The 17338-nt window shown below is 33.8% G+C and carries 10 protein-coding genes; 7 read left to right on the top strand and 3 right to left on the bottom strand.

What is annotated here, in order from left to right:
- Positions 1–98: 98 nt before the first annotated feature.
- A complete protein-coding gene (locus tag VB776_RS13130; RefSeq protein WP_323330355.1) occupies positions 99–1385 on the bottom strand; it encodes an esterase/lipase family protein in 1287 nt (428 codons plus the stop codon).
- 234 nt (positions 1386–1619) lie between these two features.
- On the opposite strand from VB776_RS13130, the gene VB776_RS13125 reads away from it, so the two are divergent.
- The 5 genes from VB776_RS13125 to VB776_RS13105 all read left to right on the top strand — a co-directional run bounded on the left by VB776_RS13125 (position 1620) and on the right by VB776_RS13105 (position 13233).
- Positions 1620–5942 carry a T9SS type A sorting domain-containing protein gene (locus VB776_RS13125; RefSeq protein ID WP_323330353.1) on the top strand — a complete coding sequence of 1441 codons (4323 nt, stop codon included), beginning with the start codon at positions 1620–1622 and terminating at the stop codon, positions 5940–5942.
- A 122-nt stretch (positions 5943–6064) separates the two neighbouring features.
- Positions 6065–10387, top strand: coding sequence for a T9SS type A sorting domain-containing protein (locus VB776_RS13120; RefSeq protein ID WP_323330351.1), 4323 nt, complete (start codon positions 6065–6067; stop codon positions 10385–10387).
- A gap of 165 nt (positions 10388–10552) precedes the next feature.
- Positions 10553–12325, top strand: a complete 1773-nt coding sequence (locus VB776_RS13115; RefSeq protein ID WP_323330349.1) for a hypothetical protein — start codon at positions 10553–10555, stop codon at positions 12323–12325.
- A gap of 241 nt (positions 12326–12566) precedes the next feature.
- Complete coding sequence (locus tag VB776_RS13110; protein ID WP_323330347.1) at positions 12567–12782, top strand: type II toxin-antitoxin system HigB family toxin; 216 nt, start codon at positions 12567–12569, stop codon at positions 12780–12782.
- An 85-nt stretch (positions 12783–12867) separates the two neighbouring features.
- The gene (locus VB776_RS13105) at positions 12868–13233 is read left to right on the top strand and encodes a helix-turn-helix domain-containing protein (protein ID WP_323330345.1); all 366 of its coding nucleotides are present in this window, start codon (positions 12868–12870) and stop codon (positions 13231–13233) included.
- A 176-nt stretch (positions 13234–13409) separates the two neighbouring features.
- On the opposite strand, the gene cydB is transcribed toward VB776_RS13105, so the two are convergent.
- Together cydB and VB776_RS13095 are read right to left on the bottom strand one after the other, a co-directional pair.
- Entirely contained in the window at positions 13410–14444 is a 1035-nt protein-coding gene (cydB, locus tag VB776_RS13100) for a cytochrome d ubiquinol oxidase subunit II (RefSeq protein WP_323330343.1), read from the bottom strand.
- Positions 14445–14595: 151 nt separating this feature from the next.
- The gene (locus VB776_RS13095) at positions 14596–15975 is read right to left on the bottom strand and encodes a cytochrome ubiquinol oxidase subunit I (protein ID WP_323330341.1); all 1380 of its coding nucleotides are present in this window, start codon (positions 15973–15975) and stop codon (positions 14596–14598) included.
- Positions 15976–16302: 327 nt separating this feature from the next.
- Here VB776_RS13095 and VB776_RS13090 point away from each other — a divergent pair, with 327 nt between their 5' ends.
- Both VB776_RS13090 and VB776_RS13085 read left to right on the top strand, forming a co-directional pair.
- Entirely contained in the window at positions 16303–16932 is a 630-nt protein-coding gene (locus VB776_RS13090; RefSeq protein WP_323330339.1) for a 3-keto-disaccharide hydrolase, read from the top strand.
- A 133-nt stretch (positions 16933–17065) separates the two neighbouring features.
- Positions 17066–17299 carry a hypothetical protein gene (locus VB776_RS13085; RefSeq protein WP_323330337.1) on the top strand — a complete coding sequence of 78 codons (234 nt, stop codon included), beginning with the start codon at positions 17066–17068 and terminating at the stop codon, positions 17297–17299.
- Positions 17300–17338: the final 39 nt, after the last annotated feature.

The raw sequence follows: 17338 nt of genomic DNA, 5'->3' as shown, positions 1-17338 counted from the left end.
TTTCTTAGCAGTAACAAAATACAGAAAAACCCCGAAAATTGCCAGTATTGACACTTCTTCGGGGTTATTTTATTGGCAATGTGTTGATTATTAAATATTTACAAGATTAAAGGGAAGCCTAATTTATCAATCCCTTTTTGTTTAGGACGAACATCTTTTTTACCATCTTTTATTGCCGCTATTCCCTTTAAAATATCGTAATTGAGGTAATAAGTAATATTTTCAGGATTGTTTTTATTTTTTTGGCGGTCTTGGAAAAAACCTTCAGGTAAATGATTCGGATCGTTGGCATCTCCTGCTGAAATAATTAAATCAAAATCTTTTACGGAATTACCTTCAGTATCAATTACTCTAAAAATTACCATAGAATATTGGTCGTGAATAAAGTAACGTTTTGAAGTAAAAAAGCTTGAAACTGTTTCTAATTGTTCTTCTTTCAAAACCTCTTTGGTTTCCTTTTCAAATTGTCTGTAGAGTTTATCATAATCTGTTTTTGTTTTTACTTTGATACAATCCAAAATAGCTTTCAAAGTCTCCTGACTTTCAGTTTGATCATTTTCTTGAACACTATTCATAATACCCATTTCATCACCAGAATGTGATTTTCCTTTGATGATTCTCAATGGTGTTTTTGGGGATTGCTTATAATCTATGATTTCAAAATCACCAGTTTTAATCGGTCTTTCGTCGGTTGGATAAGGCTGTTTTAATTTCACAAAACTGCTCTGTAAATTAGCTGCCGCAACACGAACAACACCATCAGAACCTAATTCTCCAGTATAAGCATTAAGATTATCATAAAGTTTACGGTCAATCGACTGACCGATAAGTACAAATGGGAAAACGTTTTCAGGTTTAATATCATTTTCGTCAGAGTAAATCCAGTTTTTATTCAAATCCCAAGCCCCCGAACTTCCTAATTCTAGCCAATCTAATACTCCTTGTCCGGGTTCAACGCCACTGAACCAAGCTTTCAATCGACCAACTCTTCCTTTTCCTAATTGGGCAAGTGCCGAGCCAAAGTTGGCGGGAGCAAGCATAATTAAGTGACTCATCGGACAGGGCTTTTTCTCTTTTGTAAAAAATCTTTCCCACCAATCACGTATCACAGGACCGCCTGTAGAATGTGTAATACAAACAAACCTTTCACCAGCAGTAATTTTCGCATTCAGTTTTTCAGAAACTGCCGTTTGAAAAGCCCTAGAAATATCTTTGAGCCGAACTTCATCATGAAAACTAATGTACTGACCCAAAAAGATTTCTTCTACCTGAATATCAAAGCCATTGGCTTTGGCTTCATTGTATAAACGAATCGGTAACTCGCCATAAGTATCAAGATTTGTGACACTCCAGCCATGCACAAAAACAACAATTAATTTAGACATAGTAAATGATGATTTAGAAATTATTAAGAGAAATATTGGACTTAAACGGAAGAATCAAAGATAGAGAGAAAGCATAAAAACATGTTTTAAAAGGCATCAATTTTTATTAAACGGTAAACCACTTATAAGTAATCATTACCGTTAGATAAAGTATTGTTAATAAGTTGGGATATTAGCAATAATTGAAATATTTTTGTTTTTATTTACTAAAACTCTATTATATAAAATCGTTCTATGTTACAAAAACTACAATTATCACTACTCCTGATGTTCTTCACTTTTGTTTCACAGGGGCAAAGTCTTGAAATTTTAGCGGTTAATGGACAAACCTACTCATATAACGTTTGTCTCGGGCAGCAAGCTACAATCCAATATCGTTCAACTTTAAATTTTAGTCTAGGGAATAATTTTAAAGTACAGGTCGGCAGAAGCGATGGTTCTTGGACTGAAGTAAGCGCCGTTGATTCTTCAGGATATTTATTGGCTACTTTACCTACTGAATTAAGTGTCATCTACCCAGAACTAAATCCGAGCGTATCACTAAGGATTGTTTCTACGGCGCCGGCGGCAAGTAGTAGTAACTATAGTTTAACATTAAACACATTGCCATCTTTAGCAATAACTGGTGTTTCCAAAAATATCATTTATCCATTTGAAGAGGTCTCACTCAGTTTAATCGCAAAAGGTTCTAGACCAATTACAATTTTCTCAAGCGACAGCACCACTATTAGCTATTACGATTATAGTACTGGAAGTTCAGACAATGCTTTGGGGATTAATCCTTCTAAAGCAGGCAATTATCGTTTTCTAAACGTCAGTAATATGTGCGGTGTTGGTAAAACAACGGGGAGTGTTGATTTTACAGTGCTAGAAAATAAAATAACGATTACAGGAGTGCCTGCAATTGATGTTTGTAGAAATGGAAATTTGGAAGTATATGCTACCAAAACAGGGAAATGGGCATCTGATGAGAAATTTTATATTCGACTAATCAATGGTAGTAATAGAGCTTTTGACTTTGAAGCAACAGAAAATAATGGTGTTTTTTCTACAAAAGTTAATTCTGAACTTCTTTTAGGAGCATATAGATTGCAAGTAATAGCTAAAAAACTTGGAGTAATATCAAATAGTTTTAACTACACAATTAATGTTCATGAAGAACCTTCTGCGGAAGTTACAGCCGTTTCCTCAACAGTAAACTTTGCAGAAAGAACCAACCTTTTACTCATGTTCAAAGGTTTTGGGAAATATAAAGTACAGCTCAATAATGGGACTATTATTGAGAATTTTGCTTTTAATGAAGAAAACCCATCCTATATTGAATTGTTTCCTCAAAAAACATCAGAGTATTATGTTCAATCTTTTAGCTCTACTTGCGGAAATGGTTCAGGTAAAACCAAAGTGAAAATTACTGTATTAGATGGTATCAGAACGGATTCTTTAAAATCAGGACAATTTTGTACGGGTGCAACCTGTGAAGTAAAGTTTTTGACAAATGCAGATCTACCCGTTGGCAGTAAAGTAAAGATTAAACTATACAATGTTTATGAATTTGGAGACGGAGCGGATATATATACGGGTAAATTTGTTGAAGTAATCGGAACGGTTATAAAAGACAAAACAGCTTCATTCATCATCGCTCCAAACATTTTTGGAACACTTTTCAAGAACAAAGTATTCGCTACTGTTTATACAGATAATTTACCTAATACTTCACAAAGTCCTAATTTTATCAATGTTATTCTACCGGCACAAACAGAGATTTATCCTGCCACCAATGAGATTACGCTGGATACTCCCCAAACAATAAATCTACCCATCAATGTTTTTGGAGGTGTTCCTTTCAAAATGGTTTTATCAGATAGTACAATATATGAAGCCAATAATTTTTTAGGCACACCAACACAGTTTTTAAGCTCTTTTGTTGAAGTTCCTGTTTATGTAGATAAATCAAAAACATTTAAGGTTAATTCAGTTACGAATGTGTGTGGTACATACTCTACTCATGTTGGAAGTTTTAATGTCAGCATCAAAAATCCGAATAAATCAGTTAGGTTACAATCCACCTTTGCTGTAAATGGAGTAGTTTGTGTTGGCGAAACACACACAATTAATTTGTCAACTTCCAACGATTTCAGTAGTGAACAATTATTTACGGTTAGATTATTCAACCAAAATAAGGAAGAAGTAAGCGATTTAGGTTCAGTGAAGCGTGGAATGTCCAAGATAGTAATTCCATCAAGTTTGGCCAGTGGGGTTTACACAATTAGTGTGAAATCAAATAACTCCAATGTTACAAGTAATTCTATCCAATTTTTTGTTAAAGCGAAAGCCAAGATTTCTTTAGCATCCCCTTATGAACAAGTATTAGAAGGAGAATTAGTTGGATTCGAAGCGACACTTGAGGATGCTTACGGACAAAACGAAATAGTCTTTACAGATGGAAGTAAAACGATATTTGATATTCAAGATCGATATACAAGGCTTACTTTCAAAAAAATACTAACCAATTCTAATCCTTTTGGTATTTCTTCTATCATTAACCAATGTGGAGCAGGAACAGTGTTATCAAAAGATATAACTATTACGGTTCAGCCTTTTCGCCTTAATATTCCTACGCCACAAGTAACGGTAAATAGTTATTGTACAAATACCTTGATTTCAATTCCTTTTGAAATCTTTGCAAAAACTGATGTTAAACAAAATCTTTCTATACAAATTGCTAAAGAGAACCAACTCTCTTTTACAACATTGAATTCCAATATAAAAGCTAGCCCAGCTACAGCATTATTACCAAGTAATTTAACAGCAGGGAAGTACAAAGTTCGTATTATTAGTAATGACAATAAAGTTCAATCGAATGAGTTTGTCATTTCAATTGCGGATACTCCTAAAGCGACACTTCAACTAAATGAAGGGGAGGTAAATATTATGACTATCAATGCTGGAGAATCTATCATACTCAAAGTAAATGATGAAAACCCAGCCAATGGTATTTTTTCTTATGTTATCCAAGATAATAAGTACAATAAGATTGTTCAAAGCCAGCGTGACAATGGTTTCAGCTATTACTTATACCCAATGGAAAGTAAAGAGTATAAATTAGTTTACGCTGAAAATAAATGTGGTGCAGGCCAAACTTCAGGTACTGTAAAAGTTACGGTAAAACCTGTTTTAAACATGGTGATTGCAGGAAATACTGATAATCGTTATTGTTTAGGAACAACACTTAATGCAGCATTTGCTTCTAAAGGGACATTTGAAGCAGATAATGTTTTCAGGGTATATGTTCTTGATGGGAATAACGAGAAAATAGAATTATTGAAGTCAACAAGTAATGGTAATTTTAGGATACCATTTGGAAATACTCTCAAAAGAGGAAATTATAAACTTCTTTTTGAGAGTACTAATCCTGCTATCGTAAAGGAAATATCCAATATCGTTATCACTGATAAGGCTGATGTAAGCATATCGGGTGGAGCAATTGTTAATGCTGGAACGTTTGTACAGCTTGTTCTTAAAAATAATAGTGCTACGAGTTCACCATCGAGTAATACTGAATTACTGAATTATCAATTGAGTAATGGCGTAAAAGGTACAATTGGAGGATTTAGTAATGACGGCTTGGCTAGAATATCAGTTTTTGTGAATGCGACAGAAACTTTTACAATAAAGTCAATTTCAAATATTTGTGGAGAGGGAAATTCATCAGGAACAGCAATAATAAAGGTAAATGCACCTTCCGAAAAACAAGTAATTTATCAAGGGGCTTTTCAAAATATTTGTAGAGGCTCTGAACCTTCAATCTTTTTTACGACTAGAGGAACCTTCTCTACTAGCAATACTTTCACCGTTCAATTATCCGATAAAACTGGGCAAAACTTTAAAAATCTTGCTACCGAAGGAACCCAAAGCCCACTCAAAGTAAAAATACCTATTGATGCATTGCTTGGAGATGGTTTTTTAATGAGGGTATTGGCAAGTGATAATGATGCTACTAGTACAACAAATACTAGCCCAATTAGTATTTATGATGGAATTACTGCTCGTTTTGATACAAGTACATATTATATCAATGAAATAAAACCTGTTACGCTTACTGTGAAACTTCAAGGAGAACTTCCTATAACTTTTTTTATGGGAACTGATGAAATCAATCTGAAACAATTCACGGCAACAAGCTATGATTTCCCCATTACTGTAGATCCTAGCTCAGCGAATGCTTATAAAATTTATAGCATCAACAATCAAGTTTGTCCTTCCGGAACAATTCTTAGTCCGTCAACCGCAAGAATAGAACTGATTACTGGAACAGACGAATTGGGTAAAATGGGGATCAATATTTTCCCTAATCCAACTTCTGACGTATTAAATATCGAAAGTGATGGTAAAGAATTGGATGTTCAATTAATTAATTTTGTGGGAAAAGTCGTTCAAGAACAAATATTAAAAGGCGAACAAAAACAAATAGATTTATCAAGAGTACCATCTGGAACCTATTTTTTACATATTCAAAAAGATGGAAGACAGGCTACTTTTAAAGTATTAAAACAATAATTAAAGTATCTTAAAGTGGTCAGTTTAAATATTGACCACAACAATTCATATTCTATTCACATTACAAATCACACAAAAAATAAACGTCTATGTTTAGAAAATTACCACTACTGCTACTCCTGATGTTCTTCACCTTTGCACTAAAAGGGCAAACTATCTGGATTTCACAAGTTTCACCTGCATCTGGCTCAAATATTTGTTTGGGCAATAAAGTGTATCTAGCCTACAATACGACTGGTACATTTAACCAAGATAACGTATTCAAAGTACAAGTAAAGTCAGGTTATTCAGGCATTTGGGTTGATGTGGTTGCAAAAGATTCTTCAGGTTATTTAATCGCTACGCTGCCTAATGAAGTGGCGAACATTTCAAACAACTATAGCTATTATGGTAGTTTAAGAATAGTAAGTTCATCGCCTGCCATTACGAGTAGTGATTTCTCTTCGAATATTTATGTGCCAGCCAATATAGAACTCGTCGATATTCAAAAGAAGACACTTTATCCGAATGAACCTGTTTCAATAAGTATAAAAAACACAGGTACAACACCAGTTAAATTTTTAATGAGTGATAGTACTTATATCCAAATTGATAATAGTTATGGCACGGTTCAAAATGTTATGGTAGCGACGAGTAAGTCGGGTACTTATAAAATTTTAAGTACTAGTAATCTTTGTGGCGTTGGTAAAGCTACTGGCAGTGTAGATATTAAAATCGTTGACAATTCCTTGAAGATTCTTGGACTCACAAATAACCAAGTTTGTAAAAATGGAAAGGTAACGCTAAAAGTACAGAAAACAGGAAAATGGAGCGAGAGTAATAAATTCAAAGTTCGTTTAGAAGACTTTAATTACAGCACAAAATTTTATGATTTGGATGTTACAGAAAAGGGTGATTTGATGACTGCTACGATTACAGATAATATTCCAAATGCTACTTACAGAATAAGGGTGACTGCAAGTGATAATAATATTGAATCAGACTTTTATTTCAGTCAACTTTATGTTCATAATGAATCTAAAGTTGAATTAACTACTGAAAGTACCTCTATGAAGTACGGAGAAGTGATGAATTTAAACGTCTCTATTAATGGATACGGGAGTTACTTTGTTGAGCTAAGCGATGGTCAAGTTTATAGATATGGCAGTGTTGGTGATTATACTTCTTCATTCAATTTTGCGATTTCTCCCAAAACAACAACACAATATTTTATTAAATCTTTTACCTCAGAATGTGGCAGTGGTGTAGGTACAAACAAAGTTTCAATAACGGTGAATAAAGCCATCAAAACAGATTCTTTAAAAGAAGCTAAATATTGTGAAGGAGCTACTGCTGAAGTGAAATTTTCAACAAATGCCTCATTACCAGTTGGAAGTGCTGTTAAAATTAAATTGACTAATAATAATTATTTTGGTTATAATGACACATATTTAGAGGTTATTGGAAAAGTAATTAGCGACAATGTGGCTTCTTTTGTAATTCCAAGCAATCTAAGTGCAACTTTTTATAACACTTCTTTTTATGCCTCCGTTTTTACAGATGACATACCTGCAACTACATTTAGTCCAAACTATATTAGAATCTCTGCATTCCCATCAGCAAATATCAACAACAGTTATTCTAGTGTGGTTATTAATCTTAAAAAACCTCAATCAACAAATATTGATGTAATCCTAAATGGTAACGGCCCTTACGAAATAACGATGTTGGATGATACAAAATACAAGTACACAGATTTTTATAAAAGTTGGAAGTCAGAAGTAGGTATTTCAATGTACATTCCTAAATCGAGTACAGTTGCCATAAAATCTATCACCAATGTTTGTGGAACGAATAATAGCGTTTCTTCTCAATATAAATATGTGGCTGTAGAAAATGCTGAATATGGTATCCAGATTTCATCAAAAAAAACTACAAGTATTGAGGTTTGTGCCGGCGCAAAAGTAGATTTGTCGGTTTTAACAGAAGGGAAATACGGTGATGATAATCAATTTACTGTTGAATTAATTAATAGTTATGGTTCATCTAATGATAGAACTTTAGGGAAAATTACTGCTGGAGAGAAGGAAATCACAATTCCTTCGGATTTACCAACCGGAGAATATGACATAAGAGTTTCTTCGAGTAATCCATTATTATACAGTAATTTAATTAAACTTTATGTCAGAGCTTTACCCACTGCTGAATATTATACTTATTACACAGGAGTTTATAATCCTGGAGACTATGTAGGTTTATCGTTAAACCTGAAAGGTGGCGGAAACCAGCAAGTTACTTATAAAGATGGGCGAACGGAGACTATCGAAACCTATACTTATGATGGAACTGCTACACAATATTATAACTTTAATATTTACAAGACTACCACTTTCGGAATAAAATCTATCAGTAATGTATGTGGTGTTGGAACGATAAAAAATAATGATGTTACCTTTAAAGTAGCACCGTATTCTATTCAGAATATGACAAACCTCAATAGTAATTACAGCAACAATAATATCCAATGTATAGCAGATAATATTTTAATACCCTTTAATGTAAAAGGACAAGTACCTACAGGAACAACTTTTTCGGTACAAATATCAAATGCTTCAGATACTACTTATACTAATGTAAAAACTGGTGTTACAGAAAGCCCTGTGCTTGTAAGTTTTCCAAGTAAATTTCAACAAGCAGGTAGTTATAATATTAGAATCGTTAGTAATGATAATAGCGTTAAGTCGGATGTAAACACCGTAAACTTCAGGATTGTACCAAACAATTTAGCTTTACAATTTAATGGCGGAGCTACTGTGACAGAAATAGAAGCTGGAAATGGCGTTTACATCTACTCAAATAATATCAAAGATTATTCTTATGGAGGGGGTTTACGATATGTTATTAAAGATGATAAAAACTTTAAAACAATTGGTTACAACAACTATAATTATATCGAAGAATACAAAAATCCTACCGAAACGACTACTTATACTTTAGTTTCAGCCATTAATGAATGTGGTGTAGGTAAGGTGTCGGGAAGTGTGAAAGTGAATATAAAACCTGTTGTTTCAATGAATTTTGAAGGGATGTATAGTGGAATTAGTACTTGTGCTGGTGCAACATTAAAGGTTAATTTAGATTCAAAAGGAACATTCGAGGCTGATAATGTTTTCAAAGTCTATGCTGTTAATGAGAATAATACCAAAACAGAATTATTGAGCAGTACAAAGAATGGTGCCTACAATGTAACATTTGGCAGTGATTTGAAAAGAGGTTCTTATAAAATTCAAATGGAAAGTTCTAATCCATACCAAACTAAAACTATTACAACCATTGCTTTAGCAAATAAACTTGATATGACTTTAATGGGTTCTTCAACAATTAACCCTGGAACTGATGCCTATCTTATTTTGAGAAATAACGATAGCTATAAACCAAACACAAATTCATATTATTATGAATACATTAATTATGAACTAAGTAATGGAAAAACTGGTACATTAGAATTAAATTCTTACAATACATTACCAACGATATATTTAGCACCACTCAAAACAGAAACCTTCACAGTTAAGACTGTTAGAAATGCTTGTGGTTTAGGAAAAGTGGAAGGCTCTGCTACGATTACGGTAAATCCACCTTCAAACAAACAAGTAAACTTCCAAGAATATTATATTTCAAGTGTAATTTGTGCAGGTTCAACAATTAATGTTCCTTTTTACACTGTTGGAACGTTTTCAGCTAATAACAAATTTATAGTTCAATTATCGGATAACACAGGTAAGAACTTTAAGAGTCTTGAAACAGTAGAAAAAGAAAAGAATATTCTAGCTGCAAAATTGCCTTCAGATTTAGTTCCTAGTATGGGTTATAGTATTAGAGTAATTGCTAGTGATTCTAATGCAACAAGTACAACGAATAAATATCCATTTTCAGTTTTAGAAGGCATTACAGCACGTTTTGATAGTAGCTCGTATTATTTTAATGAAAATAAACCAGTCTCAATTGGTATTAAACTTACGGGAACACCACCGTTTACTTTTGCCATCGGTAGTGATGAAGTAAGTGCTAAATCAATCACTGTTAATACTAATGATTATGTTTTAACTGTTAATCCAACGGCCAATACTGTTTATCGCCTATTCTCTGTGAATAATAATGTCTGTGGAACAGGAACAGTTTTAAGTCCTTCAACTGTAAGAATTGAATTGATTACGGGTACGGATGAATTGGGTAAAATGGGTATCAATATATTTCCGAATCCCGCTTCTGATGTATTAAATATTGAAAGTAATGATAAAGAATTAGATGTTCAATTGATAGATTTCACTGGGAAAATTATCCAAGTACAAACATTGAGAGGTGTACAAAAGCAAGTGGATTTATCGAAAATACCATCTGGAACATACTTTTTAAATGTTCAAAAAGATGGCAGAAAAGCTACTTTTAAAGTATTGAAACAGTAATTTTCTTCTTTAAATTTTATTTTAGTAATTCTGAGGTCGGTAGAAATACTGACCTCTTTTTTGTCGAAAAGGCTTCTGTCCTGACTCAATCCAATTGTAATCAGTATATATCAACCTGTCTTCTCTTTTATAAAAAAGACTATTCATTCATTTTACTTCATAACAATGGGAAATATTACAAGAAAATCCTTTTTACAACAATGCTTTGGCTTGGGAACTTTGGCACTTTTATCGCCAATGATTAGCCATGCTCAATATATAAATGCTTCTGAAGAAAATTTTTATCAACAAATTGTTCAAGCCAATAATAAAGAAGTTGCGAGATTATTAACAGTATTTTCAACAGATATTACAGAAATTAAAAGGCGTTTAGGCTTTGATTTAGCCAATTTAGCTGCTGCCTATTGCGAAGCAAAATCAGATTATTATCAAAAAGAGGAGTTGGTTGGAGCAATGACAAAAATTATCCGTTTCCTCAAAAAAGCACAACAAGAAGATGGTACTCTTAATTTGGGAAATCTAGCGTCTCCTCCTGATACAGCGTTTATTTTAGACCCTCTTTGTGTTGCAACCACATTATTAAAACATAATGCTTCGCCTGTTTTAACGCCATTACTTTCTTTGTTGAAAGAGTTTATTTTAAAAGCGGGAGAATCTTTGAGGGTAGGTGGAATTCATACACCAAACCACCGTTGGGTGGTGTCGGCTGCTTTGGCACAAATTAATGCTTTGTTTCCTAATAAAGCCTATGTGGCTCGTATTGATGAATGGCTTTCTGAAAATATTTATATTGATAGCGACGGGCATTTCTTGGAAAGAAGTATGATTTATTCGGAAGTAACAGATAGGTGCCTGATTACGATTGCTCGTTTATTGAAACGTCCGAAATTATTGGAACCAGTGCGTAAAAACCTTAATTTAACTTATTTCTACATGGAACCGAATGGCGATTTGGTGACGACGGATTCAAGGCGACAAGACCAATTTATGACGATAAATGCCTTGCCTTTTTATCACGATTATCGCTATTTGGCGATTCACGATAATAATGCTGAGTATGCTGCGATTACCAAGTTTATCGAAAATGTTAAAGGGTTTGATGAAAAAATTATGGTCGATTTACTGCCTTTTTTCTTGGAAGAACCGCTGTATTTAAAGCCACTTCCTGCTGTTCAAAATCCATCAGTACATTTTGAGAAATTCTTTAAAACAACCAATTTGGTAAGAATTCGCCGAAATGATACGACAAGTACAATTTTTGGCGGAGCAGATTTTCCCTTAGTAATTGCTTCTGGAAGATCAACCAGTCCTAATTTATTTACCTTTAGAAAAGGAGAAGCTATTTTAAAATATATGCGTTTTTCAACGGATTTTTTTAGTACGGGTTATTTCAGAAGTAATGGAATTACTTATAAAGATGGCAAGTATATTTTGCATCAAAGTATCGAAGCACCTTATTATCAGCCTTTACCAAAGCAATTCAAAAAGGCAAATGGTGATTATAAACATGCACCAAGTACCGATGGTAGATTTTGGAATAAAATGGATTTTGCTCACCGCCCACAAAGCAATATTAAAACCATTGATACAACTATCAGCATTGAAGAAAAAAATGGCGTTCATGAATTAATGTTTACTTCAAAAGGAAGCGAAGGCGTATCGGTAACGATTGAATTATGTTTCAAAGAAGGTGGAAAATTGTCTGGTGTAAAAGAAATTGAAAGTTCACCGAATAATTACTTTTTTGAAGGCGAAACTGCAAGCTATGATTTCGGAAAAGACAGTATTTATTTTGATAGTGGAATCAAAAAGCATTCAAAAATTAAAGGCTTAGAAGGCGAAATGTACAGCTCGCATTTTGGTAGTTTAAAAATGGATGGAATGTTTGTGTACTTAACGGGCATCACACCATTTGAACACAAAATGACGATTCGTTAAAAATCAAAGACAACATGAGTCATCTCGAATTTTAAAATCATAAAAAAGCGGTCTAAAAACTAATTTCGACCGCTTTTTTATGATTGATGGGCAATGAATTCCTACTGTTTGAGCGGAGCGAGGTGGTTTACCGCTAAAGTTTATGGCAAATATCATCTTTTCTGAACAACAATTTGTTTCAATTAGCTTTTTAAAATAACACTTCCCAAATTGTGGAACTATTTTGATTATATTTCTACTAATGAGTATTTATTTACATAAAACACTAAAAGAGTTTTGGGACAAATACCCTGATGCAAGAACTTATCTGGAAATTTGGTATGAGAAGATGGAAGAAAACACCTACGAAAACCCCAATCAAATTATTGAAGATTTTAAAGGAGCAGATATTGTAGGAAACGGAAGAATTGTTTTTAATATCGCCCTAAATATAATACAGATTAGTTGCTTATGTTAGGTATAAATTCTTTTCTGTTTAGTTAGATTTTTAGGTACTCATAAAGAATATGACAAAATAAAAGACATTTCAAACATTTAGACGAATGGAAACTAAAATTCAAATCAAGCCAATTACCAATGAACAAGAATTTGCGGAAGCAAATGAGTTGATTGAGGTATTGTTAGAATGTCCTGAAGGTTCTGAGGAAGAAAAAATATTAGAAGCTATTACTATTTTGGCAAGTGAATATGAAAAGAAACATTTTCCAATTCCCAAACCAAATCCTATTGAGGTAATCAAATACAGAATGTTAGAATTAGATTTGAATCAAAAAGATGTAGCAAAATATTTTGGCGGAGAAAATAGAGTATCAGAAGTATTGAACGGAAAAAGACAGTTAAGCCTTAAAATGATTAGGAATTTACACAAAAACTTAGGTATTTCTGCCAATACTTTAATTTCTATGTAGATTTTCTTTCAATTATAATAAGATTGAAATATTCAAAACTTGTAGCGGCAACCCTTGCGGTTGCTGTTTCTGTTTGCCTATGGAACGGCAACCGCAAGGGTTTGCCACTACATTAAAAATTTATATTTGTCTTCTTGATTTTTTATAAAATTCCCCCATCCACAACTTACTCAATGCTAATATGAATTTTCATCCAATTTCACTTTTCCTTTAAAAGTCCAGAAAACAAAGAAAGTATAAGTGGCTACTATCGGTACGCCTACTACGGCAAAGAGTAAAATAATCGACAAAGATTTTTCGGAAGAAGCACCATTATAAATCGTAATAGAATAAGCTGGATTGATGGTCGAGTGAATAATTTTTGGAAAAAGATTCATCGCTACCGTGACCAAAAGCGATGCCATCGTAAAAGCAGAAGACATAAACGCCAACATATATTTGCCTTTTTCTAATAATATTCTGGTGTTAATGATAATCAAAACTGTAATCAAAGGCACAGCAAAAAGGGTAGGATGTGCTTTGAATGTAGCTGACATACTAGGAAAATACACCAATGTTACCATAGTTTGTAAGATATAACAAACCACAAAAAAGCGACTGGTATCACTTACCATGATTGATAATTTGGTGTAAAGTCTCTTTTCGGTTTTCATCACCAAGTAAATAGAACCGTGCATTGTACAAGAAGCTAAAGTAGTTAAACCCGTCAGCAAGGCATAGGGATTTAATAATTGTACAAAATCGCCTTGATATTCAAAATCCTCATCAATCGGAATGCCTTGAATCAGGTTTCCTAATACAACACCTAATAGAAACGCAATCATCATACTTGAAATCGAATAAACAATATCCCATAGTTGTCGCCACCAAAGCATGGTTTCTTTACTTCTAAACTCAATGGCAATGGCTCGCAAAATCAATACCATCAAAAACAACATAAAGGGAATATAAAAAGCAGACAATAACGTTGCATACACTTCTGGAAAACCAGCAAACAATGCTCCCCCACCAATTACCAACCATACTTCGTTGCCATCCCAAACAGGACCAATTGCATTGAGGGCGATTCTTCTGCTTTCTTCTTTTTTGAAAAGTAAATGAATAGCACCAGCTCCTAAATCAAAACCATCTAAAATGGCATAGCCAGTAAAAACTGCTCCGATAACGGCAAACCACCAAGTCGGTAAATCTATTCCTAAAAAAGTAGCCATAAGCTTTTATGTTTACATTGAAAGTAATCGTGAATAATTAATTTTGCCTGCTTTAGGCTATAGGCAATAAGCAAAAAATGAATAGGCTTATATTATGGAAATAGCTTGTGCTTGCATAAAGCCTAAAGCAATTCAATAGCCTTTAGGGGTTTTAGTCTAAAATTGGATTATTACGTTTTGAAGAATCTATAATTTCATCTTTTTCATGATGGTCACTTGGACCATGTTTTATCTTTTTATTGAGTAAGTAAATAAACAAAATGAAGAGTAAAACATAAATGACAGTAAACATAATGAGTGAAAACCAAACTTGATTTGCCTTTACAGATTTAGAAAGTGCATCGGAAGTTCTCAACAAACCATAAACCACCCAAGGTTGTCGCCCTACTTCGGCAGAGTACCAGCCTAATTGATTGGCAATTTGGGGCAAGAGTACAGAAAAAGAAAAAATCCGTAATAACCATTTTTGTTCAAACAGCGAACCTTTGTATAAAAAATACACTGCCAATAAAGTAAGCCCAATCAATGCCATGCCAATGGCAACCATTAAATGATAGGTCTGAAAAACAAAATTTACTGCCGTTGGACGGTCTTCTTTTGGAAAGGCTCGGAGTCCTTTTACAGGAGTAGTAAAATCTTGATGTAATAAAAAAGTTAAGCCTTTCGGAATTTTCAAGCCTATTACTTCTTCTTTTTTTGTATCTACAAAACCCATTAAATACATATCTGCCACGGCTGAACTATCGTAATGTCCTTCAAAAGCCGCTAATTTAGCAGGTTGATTTTTGGCTACGCCATCAGCCGAATGATGTCCTGTAAATAATTGGGCTAAGGCTGAAATAGTTGCAACCGTCAAGGCGATTTTAAAAGCTTTGCGAGAAAGTGCTACGTGACGTTCTTTGTATAAATAATAAGCATGAACACTCAAGACCAAGAAAGAGCCTGCCAAAAACGAACCAATCCAAACGTGTGATAATCTGTCAACAGAAGAAGGATTGAAAACCATTGCCCAAAAATCTGTGATTTCAGCCCTTGCTTTCAAGCCTTCGCCAACGATGTGATAACCCGCTGGCGTTTGTTGCCAAGAGTTAGCGACTACAATCCAAACCGCTGAAAACATTGAACCCAATGTAACCATGATGGTTGCAAAAAAGTGAACTTTCGGACTTACTCTATTCCAACCGAAAATCAAAATTCCTAAAAAGCCAGATTCTAAAGCGAAAGCAAAAATACCTTCTGCCGCTAAAGCCGAGCCAAAAATATCACCAACATAACGAGAGTATGAAGCCCAGTTTGTACCAAATTCAAATTCCATTACGATACCCGTGGCGACACCAATACCAAAAATCAAAGCGAAAATCTTAATCCAAAAACGGGTTAATTGTTCATAAACTTTGTCGCCTGTTTTCAAATAGAGTCCTTCCATGCAGACCATCACCAAGGCAAGACCAATACTTAATGGCGGATAGATATAATGAAAAGCAATGGTAAAAGCGAACTGAATCCGAGAGAGTATTTCTACATTATCCATGAGCTGAGGGTATAAAATTATTCCTCAAATGTAAGCCACGGAGCGTCATTTCTACCTTAAAATACCTAAAATATTAAGTATTTTTTTGCCTTATTCCTGCAAGATTTTATCATCGACTAGGTAAGTTTAACAGACTCAAGAAAATATATAATTATTAGTACTTATTAGGTTTGAGATGAGACAGATTTTTTTTCAAATATTTATCAGAAGTAATTACCCTACAGAAACATATACAGCGATTTTCAACGTTGATAGCCAAAATGTATTCGTACTTTAGCAAAAAAGTAAAACAAACATTCCTCCCTGAGGAATTCAAATCATTCAAACATGAAAAAAATATCATTATTGCTAGCTTTGTTAGTGTCAATCCAAACTACTTTTTCACAGAAAAAAGAAAAAGGTTGGTTTTCGCTTTTTGATGGAAAAACCTTTGCTGGTTGGAAAGTAAATGAAGAAAACCCTAGTACGTTTTCTATCGAAGATGGAACGATAAAAGTAGCAGGCGAACGTACTCATTTATTTTATGAAGGAACTGTTGGAAACCATGACTTCAAAAATTTTGAGTTAAAATTAAAGGCGAAAACGTTGCCGGGTTCAAACTCTGGCATTTTTATTCATACAGCTTACCAAGCTTCTGGCTGGCCCGAAAAAGGTTATGAAGTACAAGTAAACCAAACGCATGGCGACTGGCGTAAAACAGGAAGTTTATATGGTATCAACGACGTGAAAGAAAATTTGGCGAAAGATAATGAGTGGTACGAGTATCATATCATTGTGAAAGACAAAAGAATTATCATCAAAATCAACGATAAAGTAGCGGTTGATTATACTGAACCAGATACACTTCCAGCAGACCGTGGTTTGAAAAAACTTAGTTCAGGAACAATTGCTTTACAGGGACATGACCCTAAAAGTGTAGCTTATTTTAAAGATATTAAAATCAAAATTTTAGAGTAGCATTTTTCGATGCGTTTAAATTTCTTCCATAAAAGGTGTAGGATAGCAGTATCTTGCACCTTTTTGGCTTTGAAACTTGCTTTTAGAAGCTTATGTTTGTCCTACAATATCTAAAACATAATTAAAACTAGCTATGATGAAGTATTTAACGCAAAATGGAGAAGTACTTGAAGGAGAGACTTTCCCCGATATTATTGTTGCTTTTCGTAATGGATTACAATTTCCAGCCAATCAAACAACATTGGAGTTTATGGTTAGTTTTGCCAATAGACATTTTAAATCTAATGGCTCAAAAATTAGTACGCTTTCTTACGGTGCTTTTTTAGCAGATTTGGTTTCTAATAACTATCTGACAAAAGCTGAATAAAGTTAAACAGCTCTCTTTATAACAATGTTGTAAAGAGAG

This window comes from Arcicella gelida, assembly GCF_034931025.1.
GTDB classification, from domain to species: domain Bacteria; phylum Bacteroidota; class Bacteroidia; order Cytophagales; family Spirosomataceae; genus Arcicella; species Arcicella gelida.
The sequence above is the reverse complement of the archived record's forward strand: the minus strand, read 5'-3'. Positions and strand labels throughout refer to the sequence as shown.

Coding starts and splice junctions, on each gene's coding strand:
- VB776_RS13130 (WP_323330355.1), bottom strand. CDS start 1,385: ATGTCTAAATTAATTGTTGTTTTTGTGCATGGCTGGAGTGTCACAAAT.
- VB776_RS13125 (WP_323330353.1), top strand. CDS start 1,620: ATGTTACAAAAACTACAATTATCACTACTCCTGATGTTCTTCACTTTT.
- VB776_RS13120 (WP_323330351.1), top strand. CDS start 6,065: ATGTTCTTCACCTTTGCACTAAAAGGGCAAACTATCTGGATTTCACAA.
- VB776_RS13115 (WP_323330349.1), top strand. CDS start 10,553: ATGGGAAATATTACAAGAAAATCCTTTTTACAACAATGCTTTGGCTTG.
- VB776_RS13110 (WP_323330347.1), top strand. CDS start 12,567: ATGAGTATTTATTTACATAAAACACTAAAAGAGTTTTGGGACAAATAC.
- VB776_RS13105 (WP_323330345.1), top strand. CDS start 12,868: ATGGAAACTAAAATTCAAATCAAGCCAATTACCAATGAACAAGAATTT.
- cydB (WP_323330343.1), bottom strand. CDS start 14,444: ATGGCTACTTTTTTAGGAATAGATTTACCGACTTGGTGGTTTGCCGTT.
- VB776_RS13095 (WP_323330341.1), bottom strand. CDS start 15,975: ATGGATAATGTAGAAATACTCTCTCGGATTCAGTTCGCTTTTACCATT.
- VB776_RS13090 (WP_323330339.1), top strand. CDS start 16,303: ATGAAAAAAATATCATTATTGCTAGCTTTGTTAGTGTCAATCCAAACT.
- VB776_RS13085 (WP_323330337.1), top strand. CDS start 17,066: ATGATGAAGTATTTAACGCAAAATGGAGAAGTACTTGAAGGAGAGACT.